Annotated in this window: 17 protein-coding genes; 5 read left to right on the forward strand and 12 right to left on the reverse strand. The window is 46.5% G+C overall.

Features of this window, described 5'->3' with window-relative positions; genetic code table 11:
• Positions 1 to 34: 34 nt before the first annotated feature.
• Together ccpA and ytxJ are read right to left on the reverse strand one after the other, a co-directional pair.
• Positions 35 to 1039 carry a catabolite control protein A gene (gene ccpA, locus WH46_RS11970; RefSeq protein ID WP_017814661.1) on the reverse strand — a complete coding sequence of 335 codons (1005 nt, stop codon included), beginning with the start codon at positions 1037 to 1039 and terminating at the stop codon, positions 35 to 37.
• A gap of 116 nt (positions 1040 to 1155) precedes the next feature.
• The gene (gene ytxJ, locus WH46_RS11975) at positions 1156 to 1497 is read right to left on the reverse strand and encodes a bacillithiol system redox-active protein YtxJ (protein ID WP_046226822.1); all 342 of its coding nucleotides are present in this window, start codon (positions 1495 to 1497) and stop codon (positions 1156 to 1158) included.
• A 359-nt stretch (positions 1498 to 1856) separates the two neighbouring features.
• Between ytxJ and WH46_RS11980 the strand changes: the two genes are divergently transcribed.
• The gene (locus tag WH46_RS11980; protein WP_046226823.1) at positions 1857 to 2384 is read left to right on the forward strand and encodes a type 1 glutamine amidotransferase domain-containing protein; all 528 of its coding nucleotides are present in this window, start codon (positions 1857 to 1859) and stop codon (positions 2382 to 2384) included.
• A 75-nt stretch (positions 2385 to 2459) separates the two neighbouring features.
• On the opposite strand, the gene ptsP is transcribed toward WH46_RS11980, so the two are convergent.
• From ptsP to aroA, 4 genes are all read right to left on the reverse strand, one after another.
• Positions 2460 to 4229, reverse strand: coding sequence for a phosphoenolpyruvate--protein phosphotransferase (gene ptsP, locus WH46_RS11985; RefSeq protein ID WP_046226824.1), 1770 nt, complete (start codon positions 4227 to 4229; stop codon positions 2460 to 2462).
• Positions 4226 to 6106: a glucose PTS transporter subunit IIA gene (locus WH46_RS11990; RefSeq protein ID WP_046226825.1), complete on the reverse strand. Its 1881-nt coding sequence runs from the start codon at positions 6104 to 6106 to the stop codon at positions 4226 to 4228. Before WH46_RS11990 ends, ptsP begins: the two co-directional genes overlap by 4 nt.
• Positions 6107 to 6501: 395 nt before the next feature.
• A complete protein-coding gene (locus WH46_RS11995; protein WP_017814656.1) occupies positions 6502 to 6933 on the reverse strand; it encodes a CoA-binding protein in 432 nt (143 codons plus the stop codon).
• 36 nt (positions 6934 to 6969) lie between these two features.
• Complete coding sequence (gene aroA, locus WH46_RS12000) at positions 6970 to 8259, reverse strand: 3-phosphoshikimate 1-carboxyvinyltransferase (protein ID WP_017814655.1); 1290 nt, start codon at positions 8257 to 8259, stop codon at positions 6970 to 6972.
• A gap of 190 nt (positions 8260 to 8449) precedes the next feature.
• Between aroA and WH46_RS12005 the strand changes: the two genes are divergently transcribed.
• Positions 8450 to 8755 carry a rhodanese-like domain-containing protein gene (locus tag WH46_RS12005; RefSeq protein ID WP_046226826.1) on the forward strand — a complete coding sequence of 102 codons (306 nt, stop codon included), beginning with the start codon at positions 8450 to 8452 and terminating at the stop codon, positions 8753 to 8755.
• 92 nt (positions 8756 to 8847) lie between these two features.
• On the opposite strand, the gene WH46_RS12010 is transcribed toward WH46_RS12005, so the two are convergent.
• The 3 genes from WH46_RS12010 to WH46_RS12020 all read right to left on the reverse strand — a co-directional run bounded on the left by WH46_RS12010 (position 8848) and on the right by WH46_RS12020 (position 12006).
• On the reverse strand, positions 8848 to 9372 hold the full coding sequence (locus WH46_RS12010; protein ID WP_082208391.1) for a shikimate kinase: 525 nt from the start codon (positions 9370 to 9372) through the stop codon (positions 8848 to 8850).
• 419 nt (positions 9373 to 9791) lie between these two features.
• Positions 9792 to 11207, reverse strand: a complete 1416-nt coding sequence (gndA, locus tag WH46_RS12015; protein WP_017814652.1) for an NADP-dependent phosphogluconate dehydrogenase — start codon at positions 11205 to 11207, stop codon at positions 9792 to 9794.
• Positions 11208 to 11409: 202 nt separating this feature from the next.
• On the reverse strand, positions 11410 to 12006 hold the full coding sequence (locus WH46_RS12020; RefSeq protein WP_017814651.1) for a hypothetical protein: 597 nt from the start codon (positions 12004 to 12006) through the stop codon (positions 11410 to 11412).
• A gap of 269 nt (positions 12007 to 12275) precedes the next feature.
• On the opposite strand from WH46_RS12020, the gene WH46_RS12025 reads away from it, so the two are divergent.
• A complete protein-coding gene (locus tag WH46_RS12025) occupies positions 12276 to 12911 on the forward strand; it encodes a YktB family protein (protein ID WP_017814650.1) in 636 nt (211 codons plus the stop codon).
• 284 nt (positions 12912 to 13195) lie between these two features.
• Here WH46_RS12025 and WH46_RS12030 read toward each other — a convergent pair whose 3' ends face one another.
• Positions 13196 to 14515 (reverse strand): MFS transporter, encoded by a 1320-nt coding sequence (locus tag WH46_RS12030; RefSeq protein ID WP_046226828.1) that lies wholly within the window; start codon positions 14513 to 14515, stop codon positions 13196 to 13198.
• Between the two features lie 306 nt (positions 14516 to 14821).
• Between WH46_RS12030 and WH46_RS12035 the strand changes: the two genes are divergently transcribed.
• Positions 14822 to 16300 carry an aminotransferase class I/II-fold pyridoxal phosphate-dependent enzyme gene (locus tag WH46_RS12035; RefSeq protein ID WP_017814647.1) on the forward strand — a complete coding sequence of 493 codons (1479 nt, stop codon included), beginning with the start codon at positions 14822 to 14824 and terminating at the stop codon, positions 16298 to 16300.
• A gap of 220 nt (positions 16301 to 16520) precedes the next feature.
• Here WH46_RS12035 and WH46_RS12040 read toward each other — a convergent pair whose 3' ends face one another.
• Complete coding sequence (locus WH46_RS12040) at positions 16521 to 16832, reverse strand: DUF1292 domain-containing protein (protein ID WP_017814646.1); 312 nt, start codon at positions 16830 to 16832, stop codon at positions 16521 to 16523.
• A 162-nt stretch (positions 16833 to 16994) separates the two neighbouring features.
• Positions 16995 to 17549 (reverse strand): hypothetical protein, encoded by a 555-nt coding sequence (locus tag WH46_RS12045; RefSeq protein WP_017814645.1) that lies wholly within the window; start codon positions 17547 to 17549, stop codon positions 16995 to 16997.
• Between the two features lie 280 nt (positions 17550 to 17829).
• Between WH46_RS12045 and WH46_RS12050 the strand changes: the two genes are divergently transcribed.
• Positions 17830 to 18570, forward strand: coding sequence for an MBL fold metallo-hydrolase (locus WH46_RS12050; RefSeq protein ID WP_046226829.1), 741 nt, complete (start codon positions 17830 to 17832; stop codon positions 18568 to 18570).
• Positions 18571 to 18593 lie beyond the last annotated feature (23 nt).

The following is an 18593-nucleotide window of genomic DNA, read 5'->3' on the forward strand; positions in this document are numbered from 1 at the left end:
TTTTTTGCATTCTAATTATATCTATTATTTGAAATTAACGCTGATTCACGGATAGACGCAAGATTGTCTCGTGAGGCAGAATCACACGAGGATTATCTACGTTTTCCTTTTTCATCAGCTTGGTCAGCAGACGCATAGCTACTGCACCCAAATCATACATTGGCTGTGCAACAGTCGTTAGCTGTGGACGTACCATGGATGCCATACGGATGTTATCGACAGAAATAACAGAGAAGTCATCCGGCACTTTTAGTCCTTCATCCTGAATGCTGTGAATAGCACCGATCGCCATTTCATCGGTTGCCGCGAAAATAGCTGTCGGACGTTTTTTGAGCCCGATAAAGTACTTCATCGCTTCCACGCCGGACTCGTAACGATAATTACCGATACGTACCCAATCTTCTTTGTATTCGATATTAGCGGCTTCCAGTGCCTTTTTGTAACCCTGGAAACGGGAATAACCATTCGCCGGATCCTGCAGCGTACCACTAATCATCGCAATTTCACGGTGACCATGACGAATAAGTGTATTTACTGCATCGAATGCAGCCTGCTCATGATCGATGTCTACAGAAGGAATAATGCCTTCTTCGTCACGTGTTGCGCACAATACGATAGGTACTGCAGCCGTCTGAAACGCTTGCAGATGATCTTCGGTTACGGTTCCACCCATGAATAACAGACCATCTACCTGTTTCTCCAGCAGGGTATTCACAACGCGAATCTCTTTTTCCTTTTTCTTGTCGGCATTACAAAGGATAATATTATAATGGTACATATTTGCAATATCCTCGATACCACGAGCGATTTCAGCAAAGATTGAATTTGAAATATCGGGAATAACAACACCTACGGTTGTTGTCTTCTTGCTTGCCAGTCCACGTGCTACGGCATTCGGGCGATAACCCAGACGTTCAATCGCTTCATAGACCTTTTTGCGGGTCTGTGGTTTGACGTTAGGGTTATTATTTACTACCCGGGATACGGTAGCCATGGATACGCCAGCTTCGCGTGCTACATCGTAAATAGTTACTGTCACGTGCCTTCTCTCCATTACCAATAAATTTTCGTTACATTTTCAACATTTTTCTTAATTTTTCAATTACGTTCATGATACGATAAAACACTATGGTATGCAATCATATGAAATGATGCTTAGGATAGTGCCTCACGTAACGCGCCTGAAGTAATACGGGAATGCGATGTATTCCATACCGGTTCTCCGTTTTTGATCAATATAGCCTGTGGTGACTCATGCTTAAGGTCCAGCTTCTCTGCTGCCGCGTTGGAAACATCACGATTCTCCACCACATAAATCAATCCGTAATCCACCTCTTCGCTGGGACTGCCACCGAGGTAAGATTGAAATTCACTATATGCGCCTGCACTAATCGGACAACGGGTACTATGTTTAAAGACAAGAAGTGGTCTCTCTGTAGTGTGGTCGAGAGCTTCCTGTAATTGATCGATCGTTGTCAGTTGATTTACATTTGCCATTATCCACACATCCCCTTTTTTGCTATCCAGAATGTAAGAACGTTTTCATGATTAACTATCATAAGTATCTTACCAAAAAACGGCCGAAAAATCTATTTTTTTGTCATTGTTACCGCTTTTTTCGGGTTCTACGCTTGAAAGTTACTTTCATGAACATTCTCATTTATATTTCATAGAGTATACAATTAGCAGCAATTATATCTAATTATCCTTATCATGAGGTTAATGAAACAACAAAACCACTTCAATTTTGATTGATTTTTGTTATTTTGTTACAATATAGCCCATAGCCACAGGCCATATGACTGAATCAAGCTACTATTTTTATTCCAATACTGATTGGTAAAGAAAGGAAGTTTATAATGAGATTAGCAGGCAAAAAGGTTATTGCTCTGGTTGATGAGGAATTCGAGGATCTGGAATTATGGGTTCCGGTATATCGCGTACGCGAAGAAGGGGCTGAAGTCCATCTTGCCGGCGCCGAAAAAGGCAAAAAGTATATCGGCAAATATGGTGTACCTGCCGAAGCGGAGTACAGCTTTGACGAACTCGATAGTGCCGATTATGATGGCATACTCGTTCCTGGCGGATGGGCGCCGGACAAATTGCGTCGTTATCCGAAAGTGCTGGAACTGGTACGCGAGATGAACGAAGCACGCAAGCCGATTGGTCAGATCTGTCATGCAGGCTGGGTGTTGATTTCTGCTCATATTTTGAAGGGCATAACCGTCACTTCCACTCCAGGCATCCGTGACGATATGGAAAACGCCGGAGCTATCTGGAAAGACGAAGCGGTTGTAGTTGATGGACATATTATCTCAGCACGTCGTCCACCTGATCTGCCTCCTTATGGTAAAGCATTCTGCGATGCACTTGCAGGTGAATAAGCGTATTTAAACAATAATAACCGCCCCCCATATTAGTGGGAGCGGTTATTTTTATTATGGATTATGACGATTCTCTCAGGATATTGGCGAGCAGGCGAGCTGTTCGTCTGCAGCAATCAATTCGTGCAGTGCTGTGTTATAACGGCTCATCTCCTGCTCGATCTCGGCAGCCGTCTTGAGCTTCATCCAGCGCGCAGCTTGCTGTGCTGCTTCGGTTGATGAAGTGTGCAAAATGGATTGCTTGATGCGTAGCAGTGATTGCGGCGACATACTCAACTGCTGTACACCGAGATGCATCCAAAATGGCAGAGAACGTTCGTCTCCTGCCATCTCTCCGCAGATACTTACCGGAATGCCACTGGCACGGGCTGCTTCCACCGTCGCTCGCAGCATACGCAGCACAGCAGGATGATACGGATTATACATATGCGCGATATGCTCGTTCATCCGGTCTACCGCAAGCACATACTGTACCAGATCATTACTGCCGATACTGAAAAAGTCGCATTCATCGGCCAATAGATCTGCAATAGCAACAGCAGCCGGAACTTCGATCATAATTCCTACTTCGATATCGGGATCATAGTGTTCTTTACGTTGATCCAGTTCCTGCTTGGCTTGCTTCAATGCCGCGTTCGCCCGGCGCAATTCTTCCAGGGAAGAGATCATCGGATACATGATTTTAACTTTACCGTAGGCACTTGCACGCAAAATAGCACGCAGCTGGGTTCTGAACATCTCCGGATGATCCAGACAGATACGAATAGCCCGGTAACCAAGGAATGGATTTTCTTCTTCGGGCAGCTCAAAATAATCAAGTTCCTTGTCGCCGCCAATGTCCAGTGTACGAATAACAACTGGCTGACCTTTGGACTTCTCCACTACCAGTCGATAAATCTCAAACTGTTCCTGCTCTTCCGGCAATGATTTCCGGTCCATATACATAAATTCGGTACGGAATAGTCCCACACCTTCGGCTCCATGATTCAGTGCAATATCCAGTTCCTTGATAGAGCTGATATTGGCAGACAGACGCATCTTCATGCCATCTGATGTAACCGGCTCTACTGACGTGAGCAGTGCCAGTTGACGCTTACGCTGCTGCTGCTCGGTACGCAGACGCTGATAGGATTCTATGATCTGTGCATCGGGCTCCACATATACTCTGCCCTGGTCACCGTCGACCACGACCATTTCACCTGTCTGGATCAAAGACTCCAGCTCATTCTCCAGACCGGATACGAGTGGAATACCGAGTGCACGAGCCATAATCGCTGAATGGGATGTTTTGCCGCCCATCATCGTTACGATGCCCAGTACATGCTGTGGATTCAAATGCACCAACTGCGAAGGTGGCAGTTCCTTGGCGACCAGAACATAGGGCTGTGTATCGGTTGGAAGTGTCACTTCCGGTGCGCCCAGCAGATGCTTGAGCAGGCGATTGCCTACATCCTTGATATCGGCTGCACGTTCCTTCATATATTCATCATCCAGCAGATCGAACATCGTCACAAAATGGTCCGTGGCTTCCTGTACGGCAACTTCAGCTGCCTTGTACTGACGCTCGATCAGTCCCCGGATCTCATTCATAAACTCGGGATCTTCCAAAATAGCAATATGTGCATCGAAAATGCTGGATTCTTCCGGACCCGCAATTTCCTCGAACTCATTTTTCATCGACTCGATCTCGTGCTTGGATGTACGGATTCCTTCGTATAAACGTTCAAACTCCTGGGTCAAATCGACAGTATCCAGCTTCTGATCGGGTACATCCCATTCCCAGGTAGGCAGTACAAATGCTTTTCCAATGGCTACTCCAGCAGCAGCCGCAATTCCCTGAATCATGCTTTTTCCTCCCCACCGTTCTTATCATGCAGTACGACCGACATTACTGTACCCTGTCCTTTTTTCACCTGTTTGAATGGAGCATAGCTCCAGGATCGTACACGGTCAGGGTTCGTAATTACCATAGGTGTCGCAAGAGACGGTGCGTTTTTTTGCAAGGTATCGAGATCAAACTTGATTAACAGCTGACCGGGTTCGATAACATCTCCGGAAGCAACAAAAGCTTCAAAACATCCCTTTTGCTGGGATGTATCAATTCCGATATGAAGCAGAATTTCCACCCCTTCTACTGTTCGTATACCCAGTGCATGCATAGTTGGGTACATATGAATAATCGTACCCGCTACAGGTGCTACCAGTTCACCGCTCTCGGGAACAAAGGCAACTCCCTCACCAACCAGTTTGCCGGCAAAAATCTGATCCGGCACTTCCGCGAGCGGAATCATACGACCCTGTACCGGAGCACAGAATTTCACATGAGACAGATCGTGATCCATGAGTTTGCGAATTTCTTCGCGAATCAGTTCGGAGTATGTACCGAATACAATCTGTACATTGCCTCCACCAAGCTTGATCAGCCCGGCCGAGCCCAATTCCTTGAGCGCCCGGTTATCCAGTAGACGATCATTCACTACCGTGAGACGTAGACGAGTAATACATGCTTCCACCTGTATAACGTTGTCCTTGCCACCCAGTGCCTGCAAAATAAGCGGCGCCTGATACGGAATATTCCCGACCCAATCTCCCAGTGTCGAAGCTTCTTCGCGCCCGGGTGTCGGAATCCGGAACCTTCGAATAGCAAACCGGAAAATGGCATAATAGACCAGCGCATAGGCGATACCAATCGGTATAAGCAACCAGGCGTTGGTAGACAAATGATAATTAAGCACATAATCAATTACACCGGCAGAATAAGAGAATCCATGGTGGATATCCAGCGCATACGTAATCCACATCGCCAGTCCGGACAGGAAAATATGAATCATGAACAAGCCCGGCGAAGCAAACAGAAACGCAAACTCAATCTGCTCGGATACACCAGTCAAAAAGCAGACAAGCGCTGCCCGCATAAACGTTTTACGGACTTTGGGTTTGAGATCTTCTCTTGCTTCATGAATAATAGCCAGCGCAGCCGCAGGCAATGCAAACATCATAACTGGATACAATCCTGCCATATAGATGCCCGCCGTCGGATCACCACTGAAAAAGCGCGGCAGATCACCCTGCACTATATCTCCATGTGCTTCATACGATCCAATCTGAAACCAGACAATATTATTGAGCAGATGATGCAGCCCAAAAGCCGACAGTACACGGTATAATGCTCCATACAAGAACAATCCCAGACCGCCCATTGTAGATAACACCCAGGTCAGCCCATTTAGTACATTCTGAAGCAATGGAGCCATCCACAGCATCAGACAGGCGAACAAGGATGAGAATAATCCCATAAATAAAAGAACAAAACGCGATCCGCCAAAAAACTGGATCGCTTCAGGAAGCCGCACATTTTTGAACCGCCTGTAGGCCGCCCCGGCAATAACACCTATAATGATGCCGATTAATGTGGAAGGCTGGATTAATTCACTGCTAAAATGCCGAATGACATAGTCGTATAACGCCATACCGGCAAATGCAGCCAGACCGGCGGGGCCTTCCTGATTGGCAAGTCCCAACGCGACGCCTATCGCAAAAATGAAAGGTAAATAGTGAAAGATACTCTGTCCTGCTACAGTAGCGACTTCCGAGATCACGGGTGCACCCCATGTATCCCACGGTAGTCCGCCAACACTGAGCAGTATGGCTGCAGCTGGAAGTACCATCGTTGGCAGCATAATTGCCCTTCCGAACTGCTGCAGGGAACCTAGCCAGTTCAACGCGCCTTCCCCCTTCCTATACCTGATGGTACGCTGTTGATATGCATTTGTCAAAGCAGTTTATGCATTTTGTAACGCCGGTTTTCAGCGGATCGGAATACTTCATTAAAAGAACCTTATATACGCTGATTTTATACTATTTTGCTATCGATATATACCCGCAATCATTACAGCAAAAATGCACCCCAAATGTTCATTGGATCACCTCAAAAGGAGTCCCATGTTCATTTTAAAGGGTGCATTTTAAAAATGATATGCGATTAACTGGATTCCGAATATTATTTAGACAACATATTATTTAGACAACCATCGGCGACCTTTACGGGTTGAGCATGAAAGTACCTGAACATCACATTCAGCCAAACCGTTCAGATTTGTAGCTGACTTCATGCTTCCTAGCTCCGAACCGGACGCAAAATAGCTTCTTCGACTTTGATACAGCGGTCCATAATGATATTCATCTCATGCTGACGGGCAATCTCTGCCGCTTCCTCACTGAATACACCCAGCTGCAGCCACAGCGTACGGGCATGGACGTCTGCCGCTTCCTGTGCCACTTCAGCACAGAACTCACTACGGCGGAATACATTGACCATATCGACTGGTTCCGGAATATCGCGCAGACTAGCATAACAGGTCTCGCCAAGAATCTGCTGACCGGCTGCCATTGGATTAACAGGGATAATGCGATAGCCGCGGCTTTGCATAGCGCCTGCTACCATATATGAAGTACGATCAGGCTTGTCCGACAGCCCTACTACAGCGATCGTTCCTACCTCTTCAAGTAATTTCTTAATTTCTTCTCTGGAAGGATTCTCAAAAGCCATCCTGTCCGCCTCCTTTATTACATGGGATATTCAACTTTATACCCATTCTACCTTGGCACCAAGCGCCTGGATATGATCAAAGTACTGCGGGTAGGACTTTGCTACATGATGAGCATCCTGAATACGGATCGGGGCTTTGGCACGCAGTCCAACAATCGACAGGGCCATGATAACGCGATGATCATAATGCGCATCGATCGTAACGCCACCTTCAACGCCTTCCGGACGGCCATGTACGATAATTTCCGCTTGCTTCTCTTCTACATTAGCCCCGGCTTTGCGCAGTTCATTCAAATAATCAGTAATCCGGTCACATTCCTTGTAGCGCAGATTCTCTACATTATAGAAACGTGAAGTGCCCTCGGCAAATACAGCAGCAGCTACCATGGCCAGTACAGCATCGGTGGCAGCATCGCCATCAAACTCTACTGCTTTGAGATGACCATTACCCTGTACATGTACAATTCCGTTTTCATGAGTAAGAGGTACCTGCATCATCTGAAGCACATCGACGACTGCTTTTTCTCCCTGTTTGCTCTCTACCGGCAGACGGTGAATCGTTACATCGGACCGGGTTACGGCTGCAGCAGCCAGAACGGCTGCCGAACCAGGATAGTCTCCCTGCACGGTATATTCTTGCGCCTTGTACTGTTGTCGGCCCGGTACACGATAGTGCATCAGATCTTCACTCGCTTCGATAACGATACCTGCCTGGGACAATACTTCAAGCGTTTGTCCAACGACCACTTTGGATTTCAGATCATGCAGCACCGTAATCTCGCTGTCTTCTTCCAGCAGCGGAGTCAGGAACAACAACGCACTCAGATACTGAGAGCTGACACTACCGGAGACAGTAATTTTGCCACCTTTGGGTTGTCCACCGCGAATGGTAATCGGAAGACGTCCCTGCTGATGCTCTACCTGTACCCCCAGCTGACCGAGCGATTCAATCAGATCATCATGTGGACGTTTACCCAATGAATCCGGATATGTATTGACAAAGGTAACCTCCGGGCACAGCGCTGCAATCGCCATCAGGAAGCGTAGTACCGCACCGGCGTTGCCTACATTCAGTTCTTTTACATCACGTGGCTTGCTGCCAAAACCGGTAATAACAATCTTTTCTTCATCTTCTTCCAGTATTGCTCCCAGATCGCGGATACAGCGGCGCATGGCATCACTGTCTTCACTGTGTGCCGGGAAATGGATTGTACTGGTACCTTCTGCCAGAGCGGCAACCAGCAGGTAACGAGTCGTATAGTTTTTGGAGGATAAAGCTCCAATCTCTCCTTTTAATACGGGGGTAGGGGTAACGATAACATCCATGATTCATTCTCCTTATTTAGACAAAATAATAATCGCATGATAGAACTCAAATTACGCCGGAACAGCTGTCAAATTGACAGTGCATATGATGCTCGGTATGATGAACACAGATCATTTTAATTTTTAAGCAGTATTACTATCTGCTCTTGATAATTATTCCAAAACTCAACGAATAGGGGTAAAACATATTATGGCTAACGAAACACAAATTACAACAGACGAACTGCGTCAGCGGTTAGCGGATGGTGAACAGCTGCAGCTGATCGATGTACGCGAGCATGACGAAGTCATTTATGGCATGATCGAAGGGGCACGACATATTCCCATGAATCAGATTCCGGTACGAATGGAAGAGATCGATCCAGATGTTCAGACCGTTCTGATCTGCCGCAGCGGTGCGCGCAGTGAACGTGTACGTGAGTATCTAATCCAGAATGGCTATGATAACTGCCTCAACATGTCGGGCGGTATGATTGACTGGATGGAAGGCGAATAAGCCTTCCTTTTTTTATGTCAGTCTTCGATTTGCTGCTCCATCATCCTCTATAACATATCCCTATTTACTTCTCTGCCTAAAACCTAAAAAGCTTAGACGCGGTAACGTGCTAAAACGCAAGAAACGACTTCCTCCGGGGTTAACAGCGATGTATCCACTGTTACGTGAGCAAAGTGATACGCATCTTTGCGTTCCTCCATAATGGTCTGTACTCGTTCTCTCGTGTCACCGGCAAGCAGCGGACGATTATTGTCGCCTGCCACACGACCCACAATATGATCGACACCGGCTGTCAGCGCTACAACCAGTCCTTTATCCAGCATAATGGCACGATTCAGCTCACGCAGTACGCATCCGCCTCCGGTAGAAATCACCTGACCGGTCGATTGAAGCATCTCTTCCAGCACCCGACTCTCCAAATCACGGAAATAGGCTTCACCTTTGGTACGAAAAATCTCCTGTACCGATATTCCTTCTCTCTCGGCAATGATCGTATCCATATCCACGAGCGGATAAGATAGCTGTTCAGCCAGGAGCGTACCTACAGTCGTTTTGCCTGTCCCCATCATACCGACGAGAATGATATTGGAATGCTGAATTTCACTTTCCTGATGCAATATACACACCTCTTTCAGCATCTGTTTTATTCCACACATCATAACATACGCGGGAAAGTTTAGACAATCCTTTAGAAGGGTGGGTGTGAGGAAGGGATCGTTGCAGATCGCAGGAGGTTACTCCGAGGAAGAAAATTCTAGCGGCCTCTGGTAAAGAAGGGAATTTTGACCGAACAGGTAGAGATGGTTATAAAAACTCTCCTCTTCAATGTCGACCTTATGGCATTTCTCCTCCCCTTCGTTCCGTGCAATTTGCAAATATCAAGTCCCTCGCAAAAGTAAGTGTGGTAATTTAATAAACCCCCTTTTTCTATTTGATAGAAAGAGGGGGTTTATTAAGCTAATTACGTTAAATGCTGATAGTAATTGAGCATACATTTACTTGCAAATCTTCAAGAAATGTATAGTTGGTCAATACATTATTGTTCTTTCATCCACTCGTAGTGGAATGTGCCTTCTTTGTCTACACGTTTGAACGTGTGAGCGCCGAAGTAGTCACGTTGTGCCTGCAGCAGGTTCGCTGGCAGACGCTCAGTGCGGTAGCTGTCGAAGTAAGCCAGTGCGCTGGAGAAACCAGGAACCGGAATACCGTATTTCACTGCTGTAGCTACCACTTCACGCCATGCGTCTTGATAGTTTTCAACGATATTTTTGAAGTAGTCGTCAAGCAGCAGGTTTTTCAGGCCGCCGTCTTTGTCGTATGCATCCTTGATGTTTTGCAGGAAGCGGGAACGAATGATACAGCCGCCGCGGAAGATCATGGCGATGTTACCGTATTTCAGATCCCAGCCATACTCGTCGGAAGCCGCACGCATTTGTGCGAAACCTTGAGCGTAGGATACGATTTTGGAAGCGTAAAGTGCTTTACGGATCGCTTCGATAAATTCGGCTTTGTCACCGGAGAACGCTTCTGTTTTTGGACCGCTCAGGATTTTGCTTGCGGCTACGCGTTCTTCCTTGATTGCAGACAGGAAGCGTGCGAATACGGATTCGGTGATCATGGACAATGGCACGCCGAGATCCAGTGCGCTTTGGCTCGTCCATTTGCCTGTACCTTTTTGGCCGGCAGCATCGAGGATTACATCTACCATCGGTTTGCCGGTTTCTTCGTCATATTTGGTAAAGATATCTGTTGTAATTTCGATCAGGTAGCTATCCAGCTCGCCTTTGTTCCATTCATCGAAAATGGAATGCAGTTCTTTGGTGTCTGCACCAAGTACAGAAGTAAGCAGGTTATATGCTTCACCGATCAGCTGCATGTCGCCATACTCGATACCGTTGTGGACCATTTTCACATAGTGGCCTGCACCGTCCGGTCCGATATATGTACAGCAAGGATCGCCGTTAACATGTGCAGAGATAGAAGTCAGGATCGGTTCAACCAGCTTGTAGGCACTTTCCTGTCCGCCCGGCATGATTGCAGGACCTTTCAGTGCGCCTTCTTCACCGCCGGATACGCCCGCTCCGATAAAGCGGAAACCTTTGTCTTCCAGTTCTTTGCTGCGGCGCTGTGTATCAGGGAAATGGGCGTTACCGCCATCAATAATAATATCGCCTTGATCCAGATGTGGAACCAGCTGTTCAATGGTAGCGTCTGTAGCAGGACCCGCCTGAACCATGATCAGAATTTTGCGTGGAACTTCCAGAGACTGGACAAATTCCTCGATTGAGAACGTACCAACCATATTTTTGCCTTTGGCTTCTTCCATCAGATCATGCGTTTTTTGCGGGGAGCGGTTGAATACAGATACGCTGAACCCTTTGCTTTCGATGTTCAGAGCCAGGTTCTTACCCATAACGGCAAGACCAACTACACCAATTTGTTGTTTAGACATTTCTGGTTCTCCATCCTTTACTACAGTATTTTTTATTCAATAATCTGTATAATCTCAGTTGAGTCAATTCAACATTTTACATGTTTTATGGATATAAAGAAAGTCTAAAGGCGTGATCCCATGAAAGTTCATAAAAATGTTGAATTTTTTACGTAAAATTCAAACTATTTTTATGAACCCCATGCATATCACGCCTTAAACTTTACTTTTCCAAGCGTACAAGTTCAAAACGAAGATTTTCCAACACTTTTTTGCACTCTTCAACACGCTTGGTATCGCCTGCTTTGATCGCTTCATTCAGCAGATCGAGCGATTCATCAATCTTGCGCTCGGTCGATTCGATGCGTTGCTCGCCTTCGGTCGACATGTACAGAGCATTGAGCGATTCACGGGTCGGTGTCGATTCTTTTTGATATAGAATACGCTGTTCGAATCCGGAAATCTCCACCATACGGATCACTTCGCCAAACAGTATATTTTCTACCAGAATCTGCTGATCCCGAAACCGTTTTACAATCGCATGACCTTTGGTGTCACCGATCAGCTTTTCCATCCATTCAGCCAGACGTGCATCATGGATACGATAATCACCAATCAGCTTGTAGCCTTCCTGAGTCTGCTGGAAACGAAGCTTGGTCATATGATCATCCGTCCGAATCGATACGATAAAGGAGTCCTCCGTCTCGCGCCAGTACAGCGAATAGCCCTCTTTGATCAAATCCCGTATCAGATTCTGAATATCCCGGCGTTCAAAACGAAGTTCCAGATTGCAGTATTCCACTTCATAGCTCTTGTTCATAGTAGTCCCTCCTTTTCCTTATATTATTTATTGGTATAACTACTCATGTATAAATGATCCACTCTGGATGTTGTGCAGGTATAAATTGTAGTAAGATAAAGATCGAATATGAGAATAATTGCTGGTTTGACTTGTTTATTTTTACCCGTTTGCCGGATCATCTAAGCAGTTAACAACTCAGACACATGTAATCTTCATGAAATATATCGTGAATCCTATGCTATAATTCGGCTAGAAGTTGCAACTGTCAGAAAGAGAGGCTTTTGAAAATGAATTCGACTGTTTTTCCGGGGTTTGATACCCGTGATTTTGAAGTATTCTCCATCGATGGACTGGAACCACGCATGGAAGCGCTGATTGAACGGGTCCGTCCCAAGCTCACCATGCTGGGTGAGATGATCCAGCCGCATCTGTCCGCTCTGAGCGGCGAAGAAATGTATGTGCATGTCGCCAAGCATGCACGCCGTACTGTTAATCCTCCCAAGGATACCTGGGTAGCATGGGCAGCCAACAAGCGTGGCTACAAGGCTCTGCCCCATTTTGAAGTAGGTATGTTCGGCAGTCATGTATTTGTTGTATTTGCCATCATTTATGAGAGTCCACGCAAGGTGGATTTTGGCAAAGCAATCGCCTCCCGGTTGCAGGAAATCCAAAAAACCGTACCGGATCATTTCTATTGGTCCACTGATCATATGTCTCCACAGGGCACCCTGCAATCCGATATGGATGAGCAGCAGCTGATGGCAATCGGTACCAAACTGCAAAATATCAAAAAGTCCGAGGTGGTCTGCGGACTGCGCATTGCCAAAGACGATCCTCTGCTAAGTAACGGTGAGGCATTCGTTCAGAAGGTGGAACAGACCTTTGAGCAGCTACTGCCACTGTATAAAATGGCTTTTGCCTGAACCCGCATGAAATAGCATCATAAACGTTATCGAGTGGATGTGCTTTGGATATTTATTCTTACACATGACTAAGCAATGAATCTAAAATGATGCTAACCTCACACTATCCATGAACACAAATAGTTCATTACCAAAAGCCCACTTTCCAGCATGGCAACGCTGCAGGAAAGTGGGCTTTTTTATTACCGATTCATTGTTGAATGTTTATATTCTTTTTTTGTTATTTATGCAGCGAGCTGATCGTTGGCTAACTGATTCGCTGCGAATGATAACTATTGATGGTTTTATTTCAGATCCGGCCGCTGTCTGACCATTACCCAATGAATAACAAACAAGCATACCATCGCTGTGGCACTGACAAAAAAGGGAGCTTGCGGACTAATCTTATCCCATAATGTGCCAGAGACAAGCGGACCGATGACCAATCCGGAACCCTGCAGCGTGAGAAACAGCCCCCATACTGCTGCCTTTTCCTCAGCAGGCACCAGATTTGCCAGCAGTGCATTCCAGGCCGGCAAAATCATCGCGTAGCTGAATCCTGCACCCAATACAAACACCCAGATCCAAAACAGCATATGGGTCGAAGCCAGTCCAACCAACGCAGTGGCCGCCAGCAGAAATCCAATGCGCAAAAAGATACGGCTGCCCAGTCGATCAATAAATCGTCCGGCCGGAATCAGTCCTAATACGGTAACAGCTCCCCCACCAATCAGCAGGGCATTGAAATATGCAGGTGTGAGCCCCAATTCTCTGACTACATACAACGTAATAATTGGTGTCAGTATACCCAGGGCAAAAGACTGCATAAATAGAGCCGGATATAACAGCGGATGAATATGAAGCGAACGAAGCAGCTTTATATAATAACGAATTTTGCCCCATTGGTTGTCAGTGTCTGCCGGATCGTTTATCTGGTCTGTCTCTGAGGCTTGCGCTTGTAATCCAGAGATTCCTTGCTGTTTTATGGGCAGTTTGGCAGTATCCAAAGGGGATGGCTTTCGTTTTTTGCCAGGCAGACACAGAGCCACAGCAATTACTACAACCATGCCGATCAGCAGGATATGGAAAATCAAATCATAGGACTTATCGCTGCTTAGCCAATTCACCGTTACCGGCCCCAGTCCGGCTCCACCCAGCGAAGCAATCTCGATAATGCTCATCGGCGTGCCATAATTGCCTTTGTCGCTGGAGAGATCTGTAATCTTGGACATGACACAAGGCCATAGTGGAGCACTGCCAATCCCCATTATGGCACAGGCAGCAATCAGCCAGCCGGTATGCTGCACCGTCGCCATGATCCACACCGCCAGCAGCACAAGCACCATACCCAGCGTCATCGTCACCCGGAACCCTAGTCGTTCAGCCAACCAGCCCGCCGGACTGCGCAGTGCATTATCACCTACATATTGAAGAGCGAATGCCAGTCCGATTGTAAAAGCAGGCAATCCGAGCATATGTCCCATATATAGCGGCAACAGTGTAACCAGCAGTCCGCCTTTTACAAATTCAACAAGGAAAATGAGCAGCCATAGACAGCTAAAGTTAAATTGGTGTCTCCGCCTGGACGAATGGCGTGGCGACGAATAATTGGCAGTACTGGGCATAAGGGGCTCCTCTCGGGCTAGCTTATAGCAGACTCGCATAATGTATACACTGTATATACTGCTTTGCCGATCTGCCGCTGAGCTCAACAGCAGTTCGACAAAGCAGTCATTTTATGGAAACGAATCTGGAAAAAGAATTCATTTTTGTGGGAATAGCCATATGTATTGTAGCATGAGATAATCAGCAGTCTGCAACTCTCTCCCAAGATAACTATTGCATTCCCCCCTCATTTTGCTATACTCATTTTTGTTTGGTTTTAAAATGTTTACCCATATTCCACCTTTAGAAAGGTTGTGACAGCTTCGATGGATCATACGCAAACTCCGCTTTTCACTGCCCTTAAGCAGCATGCGGCAAGCAATCCCGTGCAATTTCACATTCCGGGACACAAAAAAGGACTCGGCAGTGATCAGGAATTCCGAGAGTTTATTGGGGATAACGCCCTTTCTATAGATCTGATCAATATCGCACCACTCGATGATCTTCATCAACCAATGGGTGTGATCGAACAGGCACAAAAGCTGGCTGCCGATGCGTTCGGTGCAGACTACACGTATTTCTCCGTACAGGGTACCAGCGGTGCGATCATGACGATGATTATGACCGTCTGCTCGCCCGGCGATAAACTGATTGTTCCGCGCAATGTACACAAATCGATTATGTCAGCGATTATCTTTGCAGGAGCCAAGCCGGTATTCGTCTCCCCGGTACGTGATGAGAACCTGGGGATCGATCATGGTATTACTACCTCTTCGGTACGCCGGGCGCTAGATCGCCATCCGGATGCCAAAGGGGTACTCGTGATTAATCCGACGTATTTCGGTGTATGTGCCGATCTCAAGGAGATCGTCGATCTGGCTCACAGCCGCGGCGTTCCGGTACTGGTCGATGAAGCGCATGGCGTACTGATTCATTTTAATGAAAAGCTTCCGGTATCGGCTATGGCTGCCGGTGCCGATATGGCTGCTACCAGCGTACACAAGCTGGGCGGCTCCATGACCCAGAGTTCCGTCCTGAATGTCAATGTGAAAAATGGTCATGTGAACCCGCAGCGGGTTCAGACGATCATCAGTATGTTGACTACAACCTCGACCTCCTATATTCTGCTGGCTTCGCTGGATACATCCCGCCGAAATCTGGCACTGAATGGACATGAAATGGCAGAGCGTACGATCGGACTGGCTCAAGAGTCACGCCGCAAAATCAATGAAATTGAAGGGTTGTACTGCTTTGGCGAAGAGCTGCTCGGCGGTGAAGCGACTTTCAATTATGATCCGACCAAGCTGACGATTCATATCCGTCATCTGGGCATTACCGGTTACGACGCAGAGAACTGGTTGCGCGATCATTACAATCTGGAGATCGAGCTGAGTGATATGTACAATATCCTCTGTCTGGTGACTCCGGGTGATACACAGGACAGCGTGGATATTCTGATTCGCGCCCTGACCGATATGGCTGCCGAGTTCTATGGCAGCGGCCGCGAGATCAAAGAATTGATGGTCAAGATCCCCGAGATTCCGCAGCTGTCCCTGACGCCACGCGAAGCGTTTTATGGAGATACCGAGACGATTGCTTTCGAAGAATCCGCAGGACGGATTATTGCCGAATTCATCTATGTTTATCCGCCGGGTATTCCGATTCTGCTGCCGGGAGAAGTCATCTCCCAGGAGAACATCGACTACATTACTGATCATGTCAAAGTGGGTCTTCCTGTCAAAGGTCCGGAAGATCGCAGTGTACGCAATGTCAAAGTCATTGTAGAAACGGATGCTATTTTCTAAAAATTCCAATCCATAAGGCATGCAAATATCACGAAGTATCTACTGCTTGTATAGCGAAAAGACGATCTGCTTGTGCAGATCGTCTTTTTTTGGTGCATTCATTTCTTTTTTATTCGCATAGGGACAAACAAAAAAAAGCCCTGTTCCTCATCGGAACAAGACTCTTTTTGATGGAATATCAATAAGCAGGCAGCTGTAATAGTCTGTCCGCTATGGAAGATTACTCTTCGGATTCTGCAACCAGCTCGGCGTACGCCTGCTCAACTGCTTTCCATTCTGCTTCATCTTCGATATTTTCCAGTACCATGCCATCGTCTTCTTCTTCCAGACGCATGATATAACCATCCGCTTCCGGATTGCCACGCTCCAGCAGCAGCGCATACAGTTTCTCGCCTACATCAAAAGTCTCAACGAGTACCATTTCTACATCGTTGCCTTCTTCGTCTGTCAGACTAAGTACAAACTCATCATGCTCGTGATCATGGTCGTGATCGTGGTTGCTGTTCTCGTCGTGTACATGTTTATCGCTCATAGGATAACCCACTTTCGGTATAAATTTGGATGATATCTTTACGTTTGATGGACCTGCCAAATCCGGACAGTAGCTCCATATTAAAAATAACACTTGTGTATCGTACCACTTTACACCGTACAGGTCAATTGAACCATGTACACCCCAATCTCGTGATATGGACTACTGATTCAGCGCCGTAATCACCTTTTCGGAGACCAGTACATAATCACTTGATTTGGACTTCTTCATATAGAAGCCAACCTTGTATTCGCCTGATGTTGCAAAGTTATAAGTGAAGTCATACGTACGGAACCAGAAGTTATCTTTTTGCTGGGTAATATCCTGACTCTGAATATCCTTTTGGCTGCCGGAAGGATCGGTAATCGCTACCTTGACTGCAGCAATATCAGTCTCCAGATGATCGACCTGGGTGAAGACGTTAAACTTGAGTTTGCCTTTGCTAACATTGCCGAAGGCAGTATCCCCTTTGAACAAAAAGATATGTACATTCGGTTTATACAACTTTACGGTTTTGGCATCATTATCATAATCTACCAATCCGTCCATTTCACGCAGAGGCACATAGGTTTTGCCATTGATTACATACGAACCGCCATCCACTTCATTTCCGTTAATCCAGACCCGCACCTGCTGATAAGCGGAATCTGCAAACAGAACCGAGCTTCCCATCAAAAAGAAAGCTAGCGTAAAGGCAGCTACCCTTTTCCACATCATACGTTGCCCCTCCTTTAAAATGTATACTAAACATTCAGTAACATACTCATCTTCCATACATGTATACTCCTCAACTCTGTTTCAGTTGCGGTAAAAATATTGTAACCTTTTGATCTTTAGCATGGCGGTATCGTACAGCGAAATCTATACTCCATAGGAGCATTTCCATTCCTTACACTGCTCATGTTAAAGTGATAAGAGAATATAGTCATAGGAGTCAGCAACAGATGGAACAGCTGGCTTCAGATCCATACCTTGATACCGGGACAGGAGGATATATATGTCAATTGAACTACAGATGCTGGGTACTGGCAATGCCTTTGCCAAAAAATATTACAACAACAATGCACTCGTACATGCCGGTGATTATACACTGATGATCGACTGCGGAATCACGGCTCCTGCTGCTCTGCATGAGCTGGGCAAAGATCTGAATGATATTGATGCCATTTTGATTACGCATATTCATGGTGATCATGTAGGTGGGCTCGAAGAGCTGGGCTTTCGTGGCAAATTTGTGCATAACCGCAAACCGGTACTGTATATTGCCAGTACGCTGATTCGTCCATTATGGGAGCATACACTGTATGGCGGGATGAGCCAGGAAGGCGTTGAGCAGCTGGAAGATGTGTTTGATGTTAAACCACTCGTAGCCGATCAATCGGTGCAGCTTGCCGAAGGACTGACCATCGAGCTAATCCAGACTCCCCATATTGATGGCAAAAATAGCTACTCCGTGCTGATCAACAATGAGATTTTCTACAGTGCAGATATGAAGTTCCAATCTGATCTGCTGGAACAACTCGTACATGATCGCGGCGTCAGACAGATTCTGCACGACTGCCAGCTGCACCCACCGGGTATTGTGCATGCTACACTGAATGAACTCATGTCACTGCCCGAAGCGGTGCGTTCCCGAGTCAAGCTGATGCATTATAATGATGATAAGGATGATTTCGAAGGTAAAACAGCAGGCATGGAATTTCTGGAGCAGCATCGTATCTATCGCCTTCCGGAATAGCAGCTCATTTATGTAAGGCTAGA

This window comes from Paenibacillus dauci (genome assembly GCF_000971985.1).
GTDB lineage: Bacteria > Bacillota > Bacilli > Paenibacillales > Paenibacillaceae > Saccharibacillus > Saccharibacillus dauci.

What these genes read in the sequence shown, in the direction of transcription:
- ytxJ (WP_046226822.1), bottom strand. Translation starts at nt 1,497, where the DNA reads ATGGCAAATGTAAATCAACTGACAACGATCGATCAATTACAGGAAGCT.
- ptsP (WP_046226824.1), bottom strand. Translation starts at nt 4,229, where the DNA reads ATGATTCAGGGAATTGCGGCTGCTGCTGGAGTAGCCATTGGAAAAGCA.
- WH46_RS11995 (WP_017814656.1), bottom strand. Translation starts at nt 6,933, where the DNA reads ATGGCTTTTGAGAATCCTTCCAGAGAAGAAATTAAGAAATTACTTGAA.
- aroA (WP_017814655.1), bottom strand. Translation starts at nt 8,259, where the DNA reads ATGGATGTTATCGTTACCCCTACCCCCGTATTAAAAGGAGAGATTGGA.
- WH46_RS12005 (WP_046226826.1), top strand. Translation starts at nt 8,450, where the DNA reads ATGGCTAACGAAACACAAATTACAACAGACGAACTGCGTCAGCGGTTA.
- gndA (WP_017814652.1), bottom strand. Translation starts at nt 11,207, where the DNA reads ATGTCTAAACAACAAATTGGTGTAGTTGGTCTTGCCGTTATGGGTAAG.
- WH46_RS12020 (WP_017814651.1), bottom strand. Translation starts at nt 12,006, where the DNA reads ATGAACAAGAGCTATGAAGTGGAATACTGCAATCTGGAACTTCGTTTT.
- WH46_RS12025 (WP_017814650.1), top strand. Translation starts at nt 12,276, where the DNA reads ATGAATTCGACTGTTTTTCCGGGGTTTGATACCCGTGATTTTGAAGTA.
- WH46_RS12030 (WP_046226828.1), bottom strand. Translation starts at nt 14,515, where the DNA reads ATGCCCAGTACTGCCAATTATTCGTCGCCACGCCATTCGTCCAGGCGG.
- WH46_RS12035 (WP_017814647.1), top strand. Translation starts at nt 14,822, where the DNA reads ATGGATCATACGCAAACTCCGCTTTTCACTGCCCTTAAGCAGCATGCG.
- WH46_RS12040 (WP_017814646.1), bottom strand. Translation starts at nt 16,832, where the DNA reads ATGAGCGATAAACATGTACACGACGAGAACAGCAACCACGATCACGAC.
- WH46_RS12045 (WP_017814645.1), bottom strand. Translation starts at nt 17,549, where the DNA reads ATGATGTGGAAAAGGGTAGCTGCCTTTACGCTAGCTTTCTTTTTGATG.
- WH46_RS12050 (WP_046226829.1), top strand. Translation starts at nt 17,830, where the DNA reads ATGTCAATTGAACTACAGATGCTGGGTACTGGCAATGCCTTTGCCAAA.